Below are 14,396 nucleotides of genomic sequence, written 5' to 3'. Positions count from 1 at the left end.
TATGAAGTACAGAATCACACGACTTCCACATATAGTGCCTCCGCATCGCGATCGGGCGAGAATTCATCGTATACATAGTTTGCATACCGATTCATTTCATCTGCCGCCGGTGCAAGATATTTTCGGTCGACTTGAAGTTTTCTATTGGCTTCATCCACATCAGGGGCACAGAACCCATGTATGGCTCTATCAATCACTCCTTTTCTTGTTTCGAAGGTGAAGAGCGCATGGTCACCAGCCAGTCGCGCGGAGTAAAGATCGTATGTCAGCCTTATCACAGTGCGATAGCCTGATAGATACGTCGTGTAGTAACCGTTGTTTTCTTTCATATACGGATTCTGCACTGAATGAATCGCCTGGGTGATGTCGCGCAAGGCCCCCACACGGAGACTTGCAACCGCAGTATCACGCAAACCAGCCGTCAGGTCGGCTACGTCCCCTACCGCCTGCACGATTGCGACAACCGGGATGCGCGTTGCCAAGGCAATGGCGGCATTGATGGCGTGATTGCTTACTTTTTCTCGGATTTGAGTACTGTAGCCCAATAGGTTCTCATTAAGGTCAGAAGAAATCTGCTGTTGCAAGGTGCGGGCAGCGCTGGTCATGCTATCCGAACCTGATTGCTTAATCAATTCATCAAGCACATCCATATTGTCTTCTACAGCTATTGCACCGGAAGTGACTTGGAATATCAAACGAAACGCCTCCGCCCCATCGTTTACCACATCGACGGCGCTCGCTACTCGCTGAAAGTATGATGCAACATTAAGAGACTTGTTGAGAACTGGGCTCTTGTAGGTTTTGCTCATCAATGCCCTTTGAAGAAACTGCTGAACCTTCTCCGCGTTCTTCTCACTGATGTATTTGGATATCAGAGCATTGAGCTTTTCAATAAGGAGCGTCCTTCTTTCGGAAGCTGTGTAACCAGTTGGTGCCACCAAAGCGGAAATGATATCGGAATACACCTCTGCCATTCCTCCTCCTGCATCCGCAAAAGTCACCACCGCTTTCGTTACGAGTTCCGCCATCTCGCCATTGGCATCCGCGTCTTGTGAAGAAGTTCCGTTGGAGCTGAAATCGCTACCATATGAATATGCGGTGAAGAAATCGACCAGCGTAGCGAAATAGGTATCGTACGGCTTCGTGCCATAGAGTGTCGAAACAGCCGAAGAACGCCACTGCTTCTCGTGTTGCTCATCCATATATGACCAGGAGGCATCCTGCATCAACTTGTTAAGAGTTTTTGTACTCCCGACAGGACGCTCCCATACATTGCCAAACTTGTCCATCGCTTCCTTGTCGTTGATACCGTCGAAATTACTATCCGCCGCGAAGAAATAGCTGGTTTGTTCGATGTATGCAACGCCGGTTGATGACATGACCACACGCATTTCGTCGCCGTTTTTGATTCCATCGCCATCCCAGTCATCGGATGGATTGGCTGCGCACACTTCTGGATGCTCATGGCTCTCGATGTTGTTCTTGTATGTGCATGTCAGATCAAGGCCAGTCCAATCCATTCCACTGGCGGGACGCAACCTACCTTCCTTGATGAGCTTCGTCTGATAATCCGTGATGCCGTCACCATTGGAGTCGGTGGTTTTATCTGTGGTATCATCTGCCACATCCGAATACGCATCAAGAAGCTCGCCTTGATTACTTGCATGGAAATACGAGCCATGCGTCAACGATGCAATCTTCGACAGAAGACCCTTATCTGTCGACTCGCCCAAGCCGATGGTGTAAATTCGCGCGTTCAGTACATTCGCCCGGTCCACCAGCGGAGCATATGCAGTGTCCCAGTCCAATGGCGGCACATCGATGCCATCAGTGAGAACCACGAGGTAGCGGGGCGTGCCTTCAGGAACGTTTTGCACCATGTCAAGGCCTGAGCTGATACCGGATGCGATATTCGTGCCACCATATGAGTGGAATGTCGCAGCACGAATAAGAGACATATCGGTTGTGTAGGGGACTCGGACAGATGCATCAGTTGAGAATTCCACTATTCCAGCACCGCCGCCGACTTCCTGAATGCGCTCGGAAAATCCCGAAATCGCGGCAGACCGAATATTGTCTCGGTCGCTGTCGTACATGCTTCCTGAGGAATCAACAACAAATGCAAAAGCAGGCGGAATTTTGTTATCGTTTCCAACGATAGGATGAATGGTCTCATCCCAAACAGCATCGATGGTCTTGGAATCCAGGAGCACATAGACGCTGAAGTGATCTGTATGCGCTGAAACCGTATGCCCTGTCACAATCTGATCAGGTAGTTTTTCAAGCCAACCAGTCTCATCATCCAAACGGTAGATTCGAGGTGCAAAACTATCGGATTCCTCACCCCACTTACTGGCGTCCCATGTCATAGACAACGTCGCTCCATGTTGAGGAGTATTCGAAGATTCAATCTCCCAAGCTTCCATGAAACCAGGAGTTTGCTCAGACAATTGCGGATGCTTGTCCGTGTCTGCAAGGGACACAACGGTATTCGAAACAGTATTCCCTGATTCGTGAAGCAGGTCAACCGACAACTGGACTCCATAGGGCGATTCCTGCGATGCTACCTGCGCATCGAATTCCGCGTTATTTTGCAAAGGAGCATACCCATGGTCATATTCCCACCCATCTGGTGCACCGTCACCGTCTGTATCGGGTTTGAGAGGATCCGTATGCGTCGTATTCACTTCAACACCATCAGTCAGCAAGTCACTATCGGTATCGGAAGCTTGGGGATCAGTTCCGTGATTGTATTCCTGGAGTGCAGTCAGATCATCGTCATCATCATCAGAATCTGGATCATCTACCCCATCAGCATCCGTATCCCTGTTGGTCGGGTTGTAACCATGGTCATTCTCCCAACCATCAGGAAGGGCATCACCATCGGAATCGGCTTGTTCGGGGTTAGCTCCTATCATCAGCTCAGCACAATTTTGGAGCCCATCCTCATCGGTATCATCCGACGCATTCCATACCCGAGTATCAGCAATGCAGACTTCTCCGGAAACGTCATATCCTGGCACATTTGCTCCCGGGTCCTGGTGACCCGCTTCATCGGAGAACAACACTCGCGCGCGGTCATGTCCGCCAATCCACCAGAAGGTCCATCCATTGACAGCATCTTCCATGGTGATGCCAGGCCAAGGATTATCTGCCTGAGCTCCGGAGCCGGTATCAACATACCAGTACAAACGCGATTTACCACTCCATCCGTCAGGTACTTTGAAAGCGATTTTCACACCGGCCGGTTCGGTTCCCGACCATACCCCGTCACGGTACCACGCGTCTGCGGTAATCAGATGCCCAGGCTCCATACGATGGGGAATCTGATTTGCTCCTCCATCCGAAAAAAGGACCTGAGGGGTTGCGGAACCAAAAATCGTGTAGGAGTACCAACCGTACCCCTCGCTATGCATGAGACTTCCAGGCCATGAATCACCTTCAGACGAATTGTTTGAATGCCAATACACATAGTGCTTCGCCCATCCATATGAATCGTAGAAATGAACAGTGATTCCATTAGGACGTTGCGTGAACCAATGGCCTTCGGCATACCACGACTCTGCAGAAATCTCGAACCCAGCCTGATCTTTAGCAGGTATCTGGTTCCCGTTGCCGTCTGAAAACAGCACATGAGAGCCTGCGGGCACCATCAAACGCCACCAGCCCGCGGAATCGCTTACCATTTGAGTGCCCGGCCAATTGCCTCCATTGGTATTGTCATCGAAATACCAATACACATGTGGCGAATCCCATCCATAAGAATCATAAAACCAAACAGAGGTGCACTCGTTCGTAGGGACAACGCCGATATCCGGATCACCATCACAAGTTTGTGATGTTTCTGTTTGATCGTCCCCGGTCGGAGAATCCATTGCCAGGGCAGGCGAGATGCCCAAGGAGACCGTCAACCCAACAACGACAATCTCACATAGCAATACAATGACTAGTCTGCTGAAGCCCGAAGAAAACGATGCTGCCACAGCCTGCGTTCGATGCGATGGTCCCATGAGGTCACTCCCCTTGCTTTGTTCATCTGGAGGGATCTTCCGCGCGTCTTCCGAACGCGTATTTCGCACATGTCTCCTGCATGCGCAAATCGCGTCACTGCGATTCACAAATCCCTAAGGGAAGTCTATCAGATAGCGTCAGGACGGCACGCAAACCGCATTGGGCGAATCGGCCAGCGATTTGCGCGCGTCCTGCCCGCAATGAGCTGCGCATCGGCAATCCTCAGCCTGATGCATCAGACGTCTGTGATGCGTCAGGCTCTTTCCAATGCGTCCTTCGGAGCCTTCTGACAATATTCAACGGCTGAACGCACCACATCCTGGGTGGCGGTGATCATCTGCCCCAGGGGAATGCCGATGCGGTAGTCGCCGCTTTCATTCACCGTGGGGAAACTGACGAACCCCGCCAAAGCATCGCCACGACCGGCGCTCCAATTAAGCAACCGGTAAAACAGCGAATTGCACACATACGTGCCTGCGTCGGAACTGAGCGTAGCGGGAATCCCCTGCTCGGCGAAGACATTGAGAATCCCACGCAACGGCAGCTGCGTCCAATACGCCGCTGGCGCTCCTGGCTCGATGGGAACCCTGCGGGGTTGCGCGTTGTCGGCGTCAGGCTTGTCGGCATCCATGATATTTGTGGCGCACCGTTCCAAGGCAATGCTTCGGCTGGCGCGTTTAAGACCCGTGGCGATGACGATGCGGGGACGAACTTCGTCAATGGTGCCCAGCAACAATGGCCAGGCCTTGGCAAAGCTCATGGGCAGCAAGACGCTGGTCACATGGATCGATGCGCCGGTGGGCGGATCTGGCACGCCATCACGAGCCAAAGCCTGTGCCACTTCACGCGACGGATTCACATCGACACCCTTATAGGCGTCGAATCCTGAAATCACCACATCGAACCGTTCCATACCACCCACTGTAGCCCAGACAGAACCGAACCGAATCGACGCGCCACTCACATGTCTACTCACATGTCGGCTCACATGTCGTCAACTCACATGTCGGCGAGCATCTGCTGCGCGATGCGCTTGCGCGCAAGATTGCGCACACGGCGAGCGCGGGGGGCAATGGTTTCGGCGACGTCGATATCGCCTTGAACGGTAATCTTCATATTGTCGTCCGAACCTTGCACGATCGCTACGGGCTCGTCGGGAAGATAATCGATGATGACGCGCGTGTCATCCGTCGGACGGAAGCCTTCGTCGTCAGCGGCGCGGTTGTATGCGTCGCGAATCGTACCGAAACGGAAGCACTGGGGAGTCTGTGCCCGGAATGTCGCCGCACGATCAGGCACCGCCCGCACCTTCGGCGTCTTGTCATCGCCTTCATCGGGAGTAGCCAGCAGAATGGTGTCGGTGCTGGGAACTGCGACCGTGGCCGCATTCACCGAATCCAGCACTGCCACGCATTCCCCGATTATCTTGGGCGAGACGAAGGGGCGCACACCGTCGTGGATGAGCACCTTGGCATCGTGGGGAATCCCGGATTGAGCCAAAAAATCGAGTGCAGCAACGGTGCTGTCGGCACGCGTCTCACCGCCAGGCACGAGTGCTCGCACCTTGGCGAAGCCACGTTCATCGATGACGCCTTCCACCGCCTCATAGACCGTGGGATTGACGACCACAACGATGTCGGTCACCTCAGGGGCGTCCTCAAATGCCTCAAGGGACCATGCAATCACCGGACGGTCGTCCACGGAAACCAGCTGCTTGGGGTTCTTCGGATCGAAGCGCGTGCCGAAACCAGCGGCAAGGACTATAGCGACGACAGGGACTGTAGGCGATGATGACGTAGTGCTTTCCGACATGGTGACCATGCTAGCGTCGCACAATGACCGCGAGGAAACGCCCTTCATGCTCCTTGTGGGACAGAAACGCCCTGCGGTGGGAGTACCACAACGGATTCTCAACCGTGCACAGGCAGCGGTCCATCGCGCCAAGACGCTCCGCGAGCACCGGATCGCCCTCGTTGTCTTGCATGCACAGTTGCTGCAGCTCCGCGTCGTCCTTGAGATACGACGTCGCAGCCGCCACACGCGGCACGGCGCTTACGATGCGCTCACCTTCGATACCCTCGGCTGCAAGCGCTTGGCGCGCAGCAGCGGCGATGTCAATGCCCGCTCCCCCGAAGCGTGTCACGGTGGCGGTTCCGGGGAATTGCGCGTTGAATTCCTGCGCTATCTCGTCTCCCACCTCGTAGCATGTGCCGCAAATGCACGGACCGAGCATGGCGCTGATGCGCGTGCGGTCGGCGCCTTTCTCAATCATTTTCTCCACGCAGGAATGCACCACGCCACGCTGCAGGCCGCGTCTGCCGCAATGCGACGCAGCAATCACGCCAGAGTCGGGATCCGCATAGAGCACCGGCAGGCAATCCGCACCAAAGATGCCCAGCGGCATGCCTGTGCGCGCGCTCACCTGCGCGTCGGCATCCACGTGGTAGGAATCCACCGCATTATCGGCCAATTCATCGGCATCGACGGCAATCGCGGAATGCACTTGGTGGATAAGCCGCAGCGGCGCGCCCATCACGTGAGCGAGCCCCTCCATGTTGGCAGCCACATGTGCCGGATCGTCGCCGACCTTGGAACCGAGATTGCAAAACGCCCAATCCCCTTGCGACGCCCCGCCCAGACGCGTAGCGAAGCGCACCTCCACGCCGGGGGCGAGCACAAGAGGAATCGTGACAGGCATCATCTGCTCAGCCAAGATACGCCAGCTCCTCATCGCTCAGCGTCACGTCACCGGAATGAAGCGAATCCACGATCGTTTCGGGGCGATGGGCGCCAGGAATCACGAACACATGATCGCCCTTGGCAAGCTCCCATGCCAGCACAATCTGCTGGTAGCTGACTCCATGATCTGCGGCGACCTTGCGGAACGGGTCGAACTTCGAATCGTCATACGGATGGCGGTAGCCTCCCAGCGGGCTCCAGCACACGAACGCCAGCCCCAGCTTTGCGCAATAATCCATGGTGTCCTGCGTCTCGAGATGCACCGGGGAATATTGGTTCTGCACAGCCACGAGCTTGTCGCCCAGCACTCGACGGGCGATGTCGAGCTGTTCGATCGTCACGTTGGAAACGCCAGCCCACGCGGCCACACCCTCATCAAGCAACTGCTTGATGCCTGCGCAGGATTCCTCATAGGGCACTTGCGGATCGTGGCGGTGCAAATACAACAGGTCGATGGTGTCAACACCCAGCGCCCGCGCGGACTGCTTGCCGTATTCGACGATGTGCTCGGGCTTGCCGTCACGCGGCCAGATCGGCTTGTCGCCGTCCCATGCCCGGCGCAGACCAACCTTCGTGGCAACAAGCACTTCATCGCGCGGACCATCCCACGTGTCAAGAGCTTCGCGCACCAGCTTCTCGCCGGTCTGCTCCTCTTCGCCTGGCGTGTAGTACGCCCACGCGGTGTCAAGGTGGCGGCAGCCAGCGTCAAGAGCCGCATGGATGGTCTGGATGCCGACATCGTGACCACGGTTGTTTTCGATGGTCAGAGGCATTTCGCCCTGGCCGATGGCGGTGGTGATGAAAGGTCCAAGTTTTCTCATGGGAATTGCCATGTTCGCTCCTTCAAGCTATGCAACTGCTGTGCAACTGCGCGGTTAATACTGTGGATGGTTAACTACTATGAACGGCGAGCGCGGACGGCGACTGGGCCGGTCTCCAATCGGGATCATGCATGATGCGCCGCGCGGCGACCCACCCTTTGAACAATTCCACGATGCCTGGCACCGCGGCATCATGCCGGGCACGTATCAAAGCGCTGAATTGTGAGCCGCATGTCACTGCCGTGCCGATGGCAAAGGCCAGCGGATGGAAGTCACCGCGTTCCATGAGATATCGAGCCACGTATCCCCGGTTGCGCATCGTGACGTAGCAATCCGCGGTTGTGATATTGGCATGGGCGGGGCTTGAGCAGATATTCACCGCTTCCTTCTGCACGCTGTGCGCGGAAGAATTCCATGTGACCACCGCATCGGGAATCGCAATGGGATTCGTGTAGGCACTCGCCGCGTACGTGTACATCGTATCTGCGCCATGCAACGCAAAACGAGGATCAGGCAATCCGATGGCATCCACGACCGCGCGCGAGACAAGCATGCCACGCGCCGACGCTGAAGAAATCACCAAGTATCCGGCGCGGCCGAAACGCGGGGCGCGCACATATTCGCTGATACCAAGCGCCGGGCGGAACTGCGTGTATGAACCGTGTGCAGCGTATGCCCCGGTATGAGTCTCATCGAAACCGCCTTGAATCAGTGCATGCGACGACGTCCATGCAGCGAAACGATGCAATGCGTCGGCGTTCACCGTCACGGCCGTGTCAAGCAACCAAAACCATTGGGCGCCACGGTCATAGGCTTCCTTCATGCCAAGGCTCAGCCATTGGGAGGGGCCTTGCTTCGCATCGCCCTTCACATAAACAAACCGAGGACGATCTTGCATGTCGCCGCTGGTGTCGGCTGCCGGTGCATCATGCGCTGCAGGTCGTTCTGGCGCCGTGCGACGCTGGGAATCATCCGCTTCTACCAGTGCGCGCATGCAGTCGCTGCCCATACCGTCAACCACAATGACGAGTGCAGGAGGGATGGGCAGCGTGCGTATGGATTGCACCAGGTCCCCGTAAGCCTGCGCCTCATCATCGGCGAATTCCTGTGGCAGCGTTGATGGCTTTCCTTGCGACTGCACGGCATCGCTGCCCCAGCTGGGCGAAACGACAATGAGCGCGATGCGCGATGCCAGAATGCGGACGTCATCATCCGTGGGATGGCCGAAGGGATTCGTCAAAGAACTCATGGCTACATTCTACGCATGTGCGAGAAAACGGCGTCTCTTACTTGGGAATCCGACATCCGTTCGACGTCGCGGAAGCGCACCAAGGGCAATCCCGCGGAACTGAAGATTCTTTCAACCAGCCGGTCGCGTTCAACGCGGTCAGGACGGTCGTGTGTGTGGTCATCCAGTTCGATAGCGCACAGCAGCTGCAGCGTATCGGCTTCCACCACTGCGTAGTCCACTGACTTGCCGTTGATGCTGGAGCGCGCCGCATTCCAATTCTGCCCTTTGATGTGCCAGTCAAGCAATGCCGACAGATGCATCTGCGGGAACACGAGATACCGGGGTCCCAAAATCGCGGTGAGGCGATGATAAAACTCCTCTTCTCTCGCCGACATCACGGATGTGCGCGCACGATACCGGTATTCGGGTTTCGCGCCTTTGGAAGATCGCGAGCCAAAGAGTTGCCCCAGCAGTACGAGGAGCACAATCACTACGACAAGCACCATCACTGGCACTTGACCATCGGGATGAATCCATGCTGCAGTGCCCTTGGAGTCCGATTCGGCGAACATTGCGTTTGCTATTCCTTTGATCAGGGTAGATTCTTGCACACCGACATGGTAAAGGGCACCCCTGCCAATGGGGAGAATGCACAGAGCCGGGAACAACGCCACCATGACGTGTTCCCGGCTCTGTTGAAACGGCTCGGCTGAAACGGCTCGGCAGTGGAATGAACCGCGAGGTTCAATCAGCGGTCACCGGCCGATAGCGCGATCAGTCCTCGAACGGATCGAAGTCGCGACGCACGCGACGGCGCGGACGCTCCGTGCGCTCCTGACGCTCGGCACGGTATTCGTCGTACTGGTCGTCCACGGCGTAACGCGGGTTGCGATCGTTGCGGCGGCCACCACGGCGGTCATCACGATCGGAGCGACGGCCATGGCCACCGCGGCGGTCATCACGATCGGAACGGCGGTCGTCACGATCATCACGATCGGCATAGCGGTCGGAACGGCCACCACGGCGGTCATCACGATCGAAATCGTCACGATCGTCGTAACGGTTGGAACGGCGCTCACGACGGTCGTCACGCTCATCACGGTCATCACGGTCGAAATCGTCACGATCGTCGTAACGGCGGCCACGGCCACCACGGCGGTCATCACGATCGGAACGACGGTCGTCACGCTCATCACGGTCATCGTAACGACGGCCGCGGCCGAAGCGCTCGAAGCGGCCGCCACGATCGCCGCGGTCGTCACGATCGCTACGCTCAGGACGGCTGGACTCCTGGTTTTCGAAACCGGGGATTGCCAAGGAGATCTTGCCGCGGTCATCCACGGACTGCACGACGACCTCAACCTCGTCGCCTTCCTTGAGCACGTCCTCGACTGCGTCGATGCGCTGTCCGTCGGTGAGGTTGCGGATCTGCGAAATGTGAAGCAGGCCATCGGTGCCAGGCGTGAGGTTGACGAACGCGCCGAAGCTCGTGGTCTTCACAACCTTGCCGTTGAAGTGCTCGCCGACCTGCGGCACATGCGGGTTCGCAATCGAGTCGATGATTTCGCGAGCCTTCTGCGCTGCTTCGCCACCTTCGGAGGAGATGTACACGGTGCCGTCATCTTCGATCGTGATCTCAGCGCCAGTGTCTTCCTGGATCTGGTTGATCATCTTGCCCTTGGGGCCAATGACCTCACCGATCTTCTCGACCGGCACGCTCATCGTGATGATGCGCGGTGCGTACGGGCTCATCTCATCGGGCTCGGAGATGCACTCGTTGATGACGTCAAGAATCGTCTGGCGTGCTTCATGAGCCTGCTGCAGAGCGCCGGCGAGGATATCGGCCGGGATGCCGTCAAGCTTGGTGTCAAGCTGCAGTGCAGTGATGAAGTCGGAGGTGCCGGCGACCTTGAAGTCCATGTCGCCGAAAGCATCCTCGGCGCCCAGGATATCGGTGAGGGTCTTGTAGACCATCTGGCCATCGACTTCGCCGGAGACCAAGCCCATGGCGATGCCTGCGACCGGGGCCTTCAGCGGCACGCCAGCGTTGAGCAGCGACAGCGTGGATGCGCACACGGAGCCCATGGAGGTCGAGCCGTTGGAACCAATGGCTTCGGAGACCTGACGGATGGCGTAGGGGAACTCTTCACGGCTGGGCAGCACCGGCACGAGAGCCTTCTCAGCGAGGGCACCATGGCCGATTTCGCGACGCTTGGGAGAGCCCACGCGGCCGGTTTCGCCGGTCGAATACGGCGGCATCTCGTAATTGTGCATGTAGCGCTTCGTGGTCGGACCGCTCAGCGCATCAATCTGCTGTTCCATCTTGAGCGTGTTGAGCGTGGTGACGCCCAGGATCTGGGTTTCGCCGCGCTGGAACAGTGCGGAGCCATGGGCACGCGGCACAATGTCGACTTCGGCGGACAGCGTGCGGATCTCACGCAGGCCACGACCGTCGATGCGGTAATCCTGGGTCAGGATGCGGCGACGCACAATCTGGCGCTGCAGCTCCTTGAATGCGTTACCCAGTTCCTTTTCTTTCTCGGCATCGTCCATGTCGGTGAACTCACCGGCGAGCTGCTGACGCACACCTTCCTTGATCTGTGCAATGCGCTCCTGGCGGGGCAGCTTCTCCGCGATGGAGAGAGCCTCGTCGAGGTCGGCGTGAGCGATCTCGTCAATGCGACGATACAGGTCGTCCGTGTACTCCGGGAAGAGTTGGAATTCCTTGGTTTCCTTGGCGGCGATGCGCTTGAGCTCGTTCTGGGCTTCGCAAATGACCTTGATGAACGGCTTTGCTGCCTCGATGCCACCGGCGACGACTTCCTCGTCCGGCTTGGTCTGGCCCTCGTCGTAGATGAGGTTCCAGGCGTTCTTGCCGGCGCCTGCCTCGATCATGGCGATTGCGACATCACCGTTCTCGACAACGCGACCGGCGACGACGATTTCGAACACTGCACGTTCGCGTTCGCTCCAACGCGGGAACGCGACCCACTGGCCGTCGACGAGCGCCAGGCGCACGCCGGAAACCGGACCTTCGAACGGCAGGCCGGAGATCATCGTGGATGCGGATGCGGCGTTGAGAGCCACGACATCGTATGCATCGTCAGGGTTGATGGACAGGATCGTCTCAACGACCTGCACCTCGTTGCGCAGCGTGTGCGGGAACAAGGGGCGCAGCGGGCGATCGATGATACGGCACGCCAGAATCGCCTCAGACGATGGGCGGCCTTCACGACGGAAGAACGAGCCGGGAATCTTGCCGGCCGCGTACATCTTCTCTTCAACATCGACGGTCAGCGGGAAGAAATCGTAGTTCTCCTTCGGGCTGGAGCCTGCCGTGGTGGTGGACAGCACCATCGTGTCGTCGTCCAGATATGCTGCAACGGCACCATCCGCCTGCTGCGCAAGACGACCCGTCTCGAAGCGCAGGACGCGCTTTCCACGCGCGCCATTATCAATGACTGCTTCTACTGCCTTGATTTCGGGACCCTCCAAGGGTTCCTCCTTCTGTTGTGGTTATTACTTACTTCATTCATCCTCGGCATACCGGGCGCGATACCTTACGCGCCGGGGGCTTTCCTCATGCTTCACTGTCCTGCGCACCTGCGCGGGACCAATTCCTCACGTGTCGTTCCTCCGAATGCAATTCCTCCGATATGCAAAAGCGCCCGAGCCGTAAACGACTCGGGCGGAAGACTCCTAGTGGCGCAGACCGAGGCGCTCAATCAGAGAGCGGTAACGGTTGATGTCCACCTTCTCGAGGTAGCCAAGCAGACGACGACGCTGACCAACCATGAGCAGGAGACCGCGGCGCGAATGATGATCGTGCTTGTGGCTCTTCAGGTGCTCGGTCAGATCGTTGATGCGCTTGCTCAGCAGCGCAACCTGAACCTCAGGAGAACCGGTGTCGCCCGGGTGGGTTGCATATTCGTTGATGATAGCCTGCTTTTCGTCAGTGCTCAGTGCCACAAGTCCTCCTTAAGAAACTTTGGCTGCGCGGTGCCACGGCCCTCTGCCGTAGCGCTCTGTATCCGCGGGCGGAACACGCCAAAAGCTCACTATACAGCAAAGCATGGTCGCGCCACGCCGCGTCAAGCCGCTACTTGAGTTGCGAGTCCTTCTGTTCCTTGAGCAGGTCGCGAATTTCGCCCAGCAGTTCGAGCTGCATCTCGTCAGGCGTGCGCGTGTCTTCCTCGGCATCGGCTGCCGCGTCATCCGTATCCTTGCGCATGACCTTCTTCAACGCGCTGGAACCCGCCTCACGGAACTTGTTCATGGGAACGACGATGAAGAAATACACCGCGATGGCAATGAGCAGGAAGTTGATGACGGAGTTGAGGATGGCACCGAAGCTGATGACCGCCCCGTTGAAGCGAATGCACAGCATGCTTGACATATCCGGGTGCCCGAAGATCATGGCGATGAGCGGATTGATGAGGTTGTCGACAATGGAGTTGACGATCGACGTGACCGCAGCGCCCATCACAACGCCGACGGCCATATCCACGACATTGCCGCGCGAAATGAATTCCCTGAATCCCTTGAGCATAATGGCTCCTTAATAAGTACCGAAACATCGGCAATCGACGGCGCAAAGCGCCGCACGGAGGCAGGCAGGCCGCGGTCGCGTCCACAAGAAACCGTCCTCGACACCCAGCCTACACGAGGGTGCTTGACGAGGCCTCCGCTCGTCGATCCACCCCGTTCATGCACGCTGCGACCGTGCTGCGATTGCACCGGCAATCAACCGAAAACGATACAAGACGGTGGACGAGGGAATATGCAGCCGTCTATTTCAATGCATCCGCCGCCGTCACCGTCGCCGGCAACGTATCGCCCGAGTCCACGTTCACCCGGCTAAAGGTCTGCTCCGAGCCCGCATTGGAACCTGTCGCGGATTTGGCCGCCGAGGATTGCTGCGCTGCATACAGACCCGCCGTAGCACCAGTCACGTAATACTGCTTCGCAAGATCGCCGTCCAAGCCGGATTTGACCAAATACAGCAGGTACGTCGTGCCTTCCGTCATGAAAGTCTCGCCCGAAGGCTGATTTGTGGAACCCGTCTGGCGCACCACGATTTGTGATTGATCTTGTACGTCTCCCTTGAGCACGGATGACACATCAATGATAGACAGAGTGAATTCCGTCGTGCCATCAACGTCGGCAGCGACCTTTTGGGAAGCGACACTGCCGACCACCACCGCATCACTGGCAGATGCCAGATCCGCAATGCTGCTATACAATGTGGCGCGCGAAATGGATCCAGTGGAGCTGGATTCACTGCCGGACAGCGAACCACCAGCGGTGTTCGTTGTACCGCATGCGGCGGCACCGCCCATTGTCAATGCCGCGACCGCAGCCAATCCCGCGACCTTACGCCACGCCTGACGATGATGCGAATTCGCGAACAATCCCCTGTTTTTCTCATCGTTATTCATACCGCTACTCATCGTTACTTCCTTACATCAAAACTCCCCACCCCTCAGCAATCACGCTGAAGAAGTAATGCAATTTTAATGTTTTTTCGCAGGGAATAATCAAGAAAATTGTGAAGGTGCTGCAAAATTTCGCCATCGTCCATGCACGATGGCGAT

General features: G+C 57.2%; 11 protein-coding genes. All 11 read right to left on the bottom strand.

The annotated features are described in order from the left end of the window. Positions 1-14 precede the first annotated feature (14 nt). Positions 15-4,010: a starch-binding protein gene (locus CLV65_RS03750; protein ID WP_094690622.1), complete on the bottom strand. Its 3,996-nt coding sequence runs from the start codon at positions 4,008-4,010 to the stop codon at positions 15-17. Between the two features lie 254 nt (positions 4,011-4,264). After that, positions 4,265-4,924, bottom strand: coding sequence for a pyroglutamyl-peptidase I (locus CLV65_RS03745; protein WP_094690623.1), 660 nt, complete (start codon positions 4,922-4,924; stop codon positions 4,265-4,267). An 86-nt stretch (positions 4,925-5,010) separates the two neighbouring features. After that, on the bottom strand, positions 5,011-5,823 hold the full coding sequence (locus CLV65_RS03740) for an IspD/TarI family cytidylyltransferase (protein WP_244569087.1): 813 nt from the start codon (positions 5,821-5,823) through the stop codon (positions 5,011-5,013). Between the two features lie 10 nt (positions 5,824-5,833). Further along, a complete protein-coding gene (locus tag CLV65_RS03735) occupies positions 5,834-6,742 on the bottom strand; it encodes a purine nucleoside phosphorylase YfiH/LACC1 family protein (protein ID WP_094690625.1) in 909 nt (302 codons plus the stop codon). Then, positions 6,717-7,583: an aldo/keto reductase gene (locus tag CLV65_RS03730; protein ID WP_094690626.1), complete on the bottom strand. Its 867-nt coding sequence runs from the start codon at positions 7,581-7,583 to the stop codon at positions 6,717-6,719. Before CLV65_RS03730 ends, CLV65_RS03735 begins: the two co-directional genes overlap by 26 nt. A 58-nt stretch (positions 7,584-7,641) precedes the next feature. Further along, positions 7,642-8,820 (bottom strand): glycosyltransferase family protein, encoded by a 1,179-nt coding sequence (locus tag CLV65_RS03725; protein ID WP_094690627.1) that lies wholly within the window; start codon positions 8,818-8,820, stop codon positions 7,642-7,644. 2 nt (positions 8,821-8,822) lie between these two features. After that, positions 8,823-9,374: a DUF2726 domain-containing protein gene (locus CLV65_RS03720; protein ID WP_157847212.1), complete on the bottom strand. Its 552-nt coding sequence runs from the start codon at positions 9,372-9,374 to the stop codon at positions 8,823-8,825. Between the two features lie 202 nt (positions 9,375-9,576). Then, positions 9,577-12,297, bottom strand: a complete 2,721-nt coding sequence (locus CLV65_RS03715; RefSeq protein ID WP_094690629.1) for a polyribonucleotide nucleotidyltransferase — start codon at positions 12,295-12,297, stop codon at positions 9,577-9,579. 204 nt (positions 12,298-12,501) lie between these two features. Further along, entirely contained in the window at positions 12,502-12,771 is a 270-nt protein-coding gene (gene rpsO / locus CLV65_RS03710) for a 30S ribosomal protein S15 (protein WP_094690630.1), read from the bottom strand. A 130-nt stretch (positions 12,772-12,901) separates the two neighbouring features. Next, positions 12,902-13,351 (bottom strand): large conductance mechanosensitive channel protein MscL, encoded by a 450-nt coding sequence (mscL, locus tag CLV65_RS03705; protein WP_094690631.1) that lies wholly within the window; start codon positions 13,349-13,351, stop codon positions 12,902-12,904. Between the two features lie 241 nt (positions 13,352-13,592). Next, on the bottom strand, positions 13,593-14,252 hold the full coding sequence (locus CLV65_RS03700) for a hypothetical protein (protein WP_144441838.1): 660 nt from the start codon (positions 14,250-14,252) through the stop codon (positions 13,593-13,595). Positions 14,253-14,396 lie beyond the last annotated feature (144 nt).

Source organism: Pseudoscardovia suis, from assembly GCF_002797875.1.
In the GTDB taxonomy this organism is placed as follows: domain Bacteria; phylum Actinomycetota; class Actinomycetes; order Actinomycetales; family Bifidobacteriaceae; genus Pseudoscardovia; species Pseudoscardovia suis.
The sequence above is the reverse complement of the archived record's forward strand: the minus strand, read 5'-3'. Positions and strand labels throughout refer to the sequence as shown.

What these genes read in the sequence shown, in the direction of transcription:
- mscL (WP_094690631.1), bottom strand. Translation starts at nt 13,351, where the DNA reads ATGCTCAAGGGATTCAGGGAATTCATTTCGCGCGGCAATGTCGTGGAT.
- CLV65_RS03730 (WP_094690626.1), bottom strand. Translation starts at nt 7,583, where the DNA reads ATGGCAATTCCCATGAGAAAACTTGGACCTTTCATCACCACCGCCATC.
- CLV65_RS03740 (WP_244569087.1), bottom strand. Translation starts at nt 5,823, where the DNA reads ATGTCGGAAAGCACTACGTCATCATCGCCTACAGTCCCTGTCGTCGCT.
- CLV65_RS03745 (WP_094690623.1), bottom strand. Translation starts at nt 4,924, where the DNA reads ATGGAACGGTTCGATGTGGTGATTTCAGGATTCGACGCCTATAAGGGT.
- CLV65_RS03750 (WP_094690622.1), bottom strand. Translation starts at nt 4,010, where the DNA reads ATGGGACCATCGCATCGAACGCAGGCTGTGGCAGCATCGTTTTCTTCG.
- CLV65_RS03720 (WP_157847212.1), bottom strand. Translation starts at nt 9,374, where the DNA reads ATGTTCGCCGAATCGGACTCCAAGGGCACTGCAGCATGGATTCATCCC.
- CLV65_RS03700 (WP_144441838.1), bottom strand. Translation starts at nt 14,252, where the DNA reads ATGAGTAGCGGTATGAATAACGATGAGAAAAACAGGGGATTGTTCGCG.
- CLV65_RS03725 (WP_094690627.1), bottom strand. Translation starts at nt 8,820, where the DNA reads ATGAGTTCTTTGACGAATCCCTTCGGCCATCCCACGGATGATGACGTC.
- CLV65_RS03735 (WP_094690625.1), bottom strand. Translation starts at nt 6,742, where the DNA reads ATGAGGAGCTGGCGTATCTTGGCTGAGCAGATGATGCCTGTCACGATT.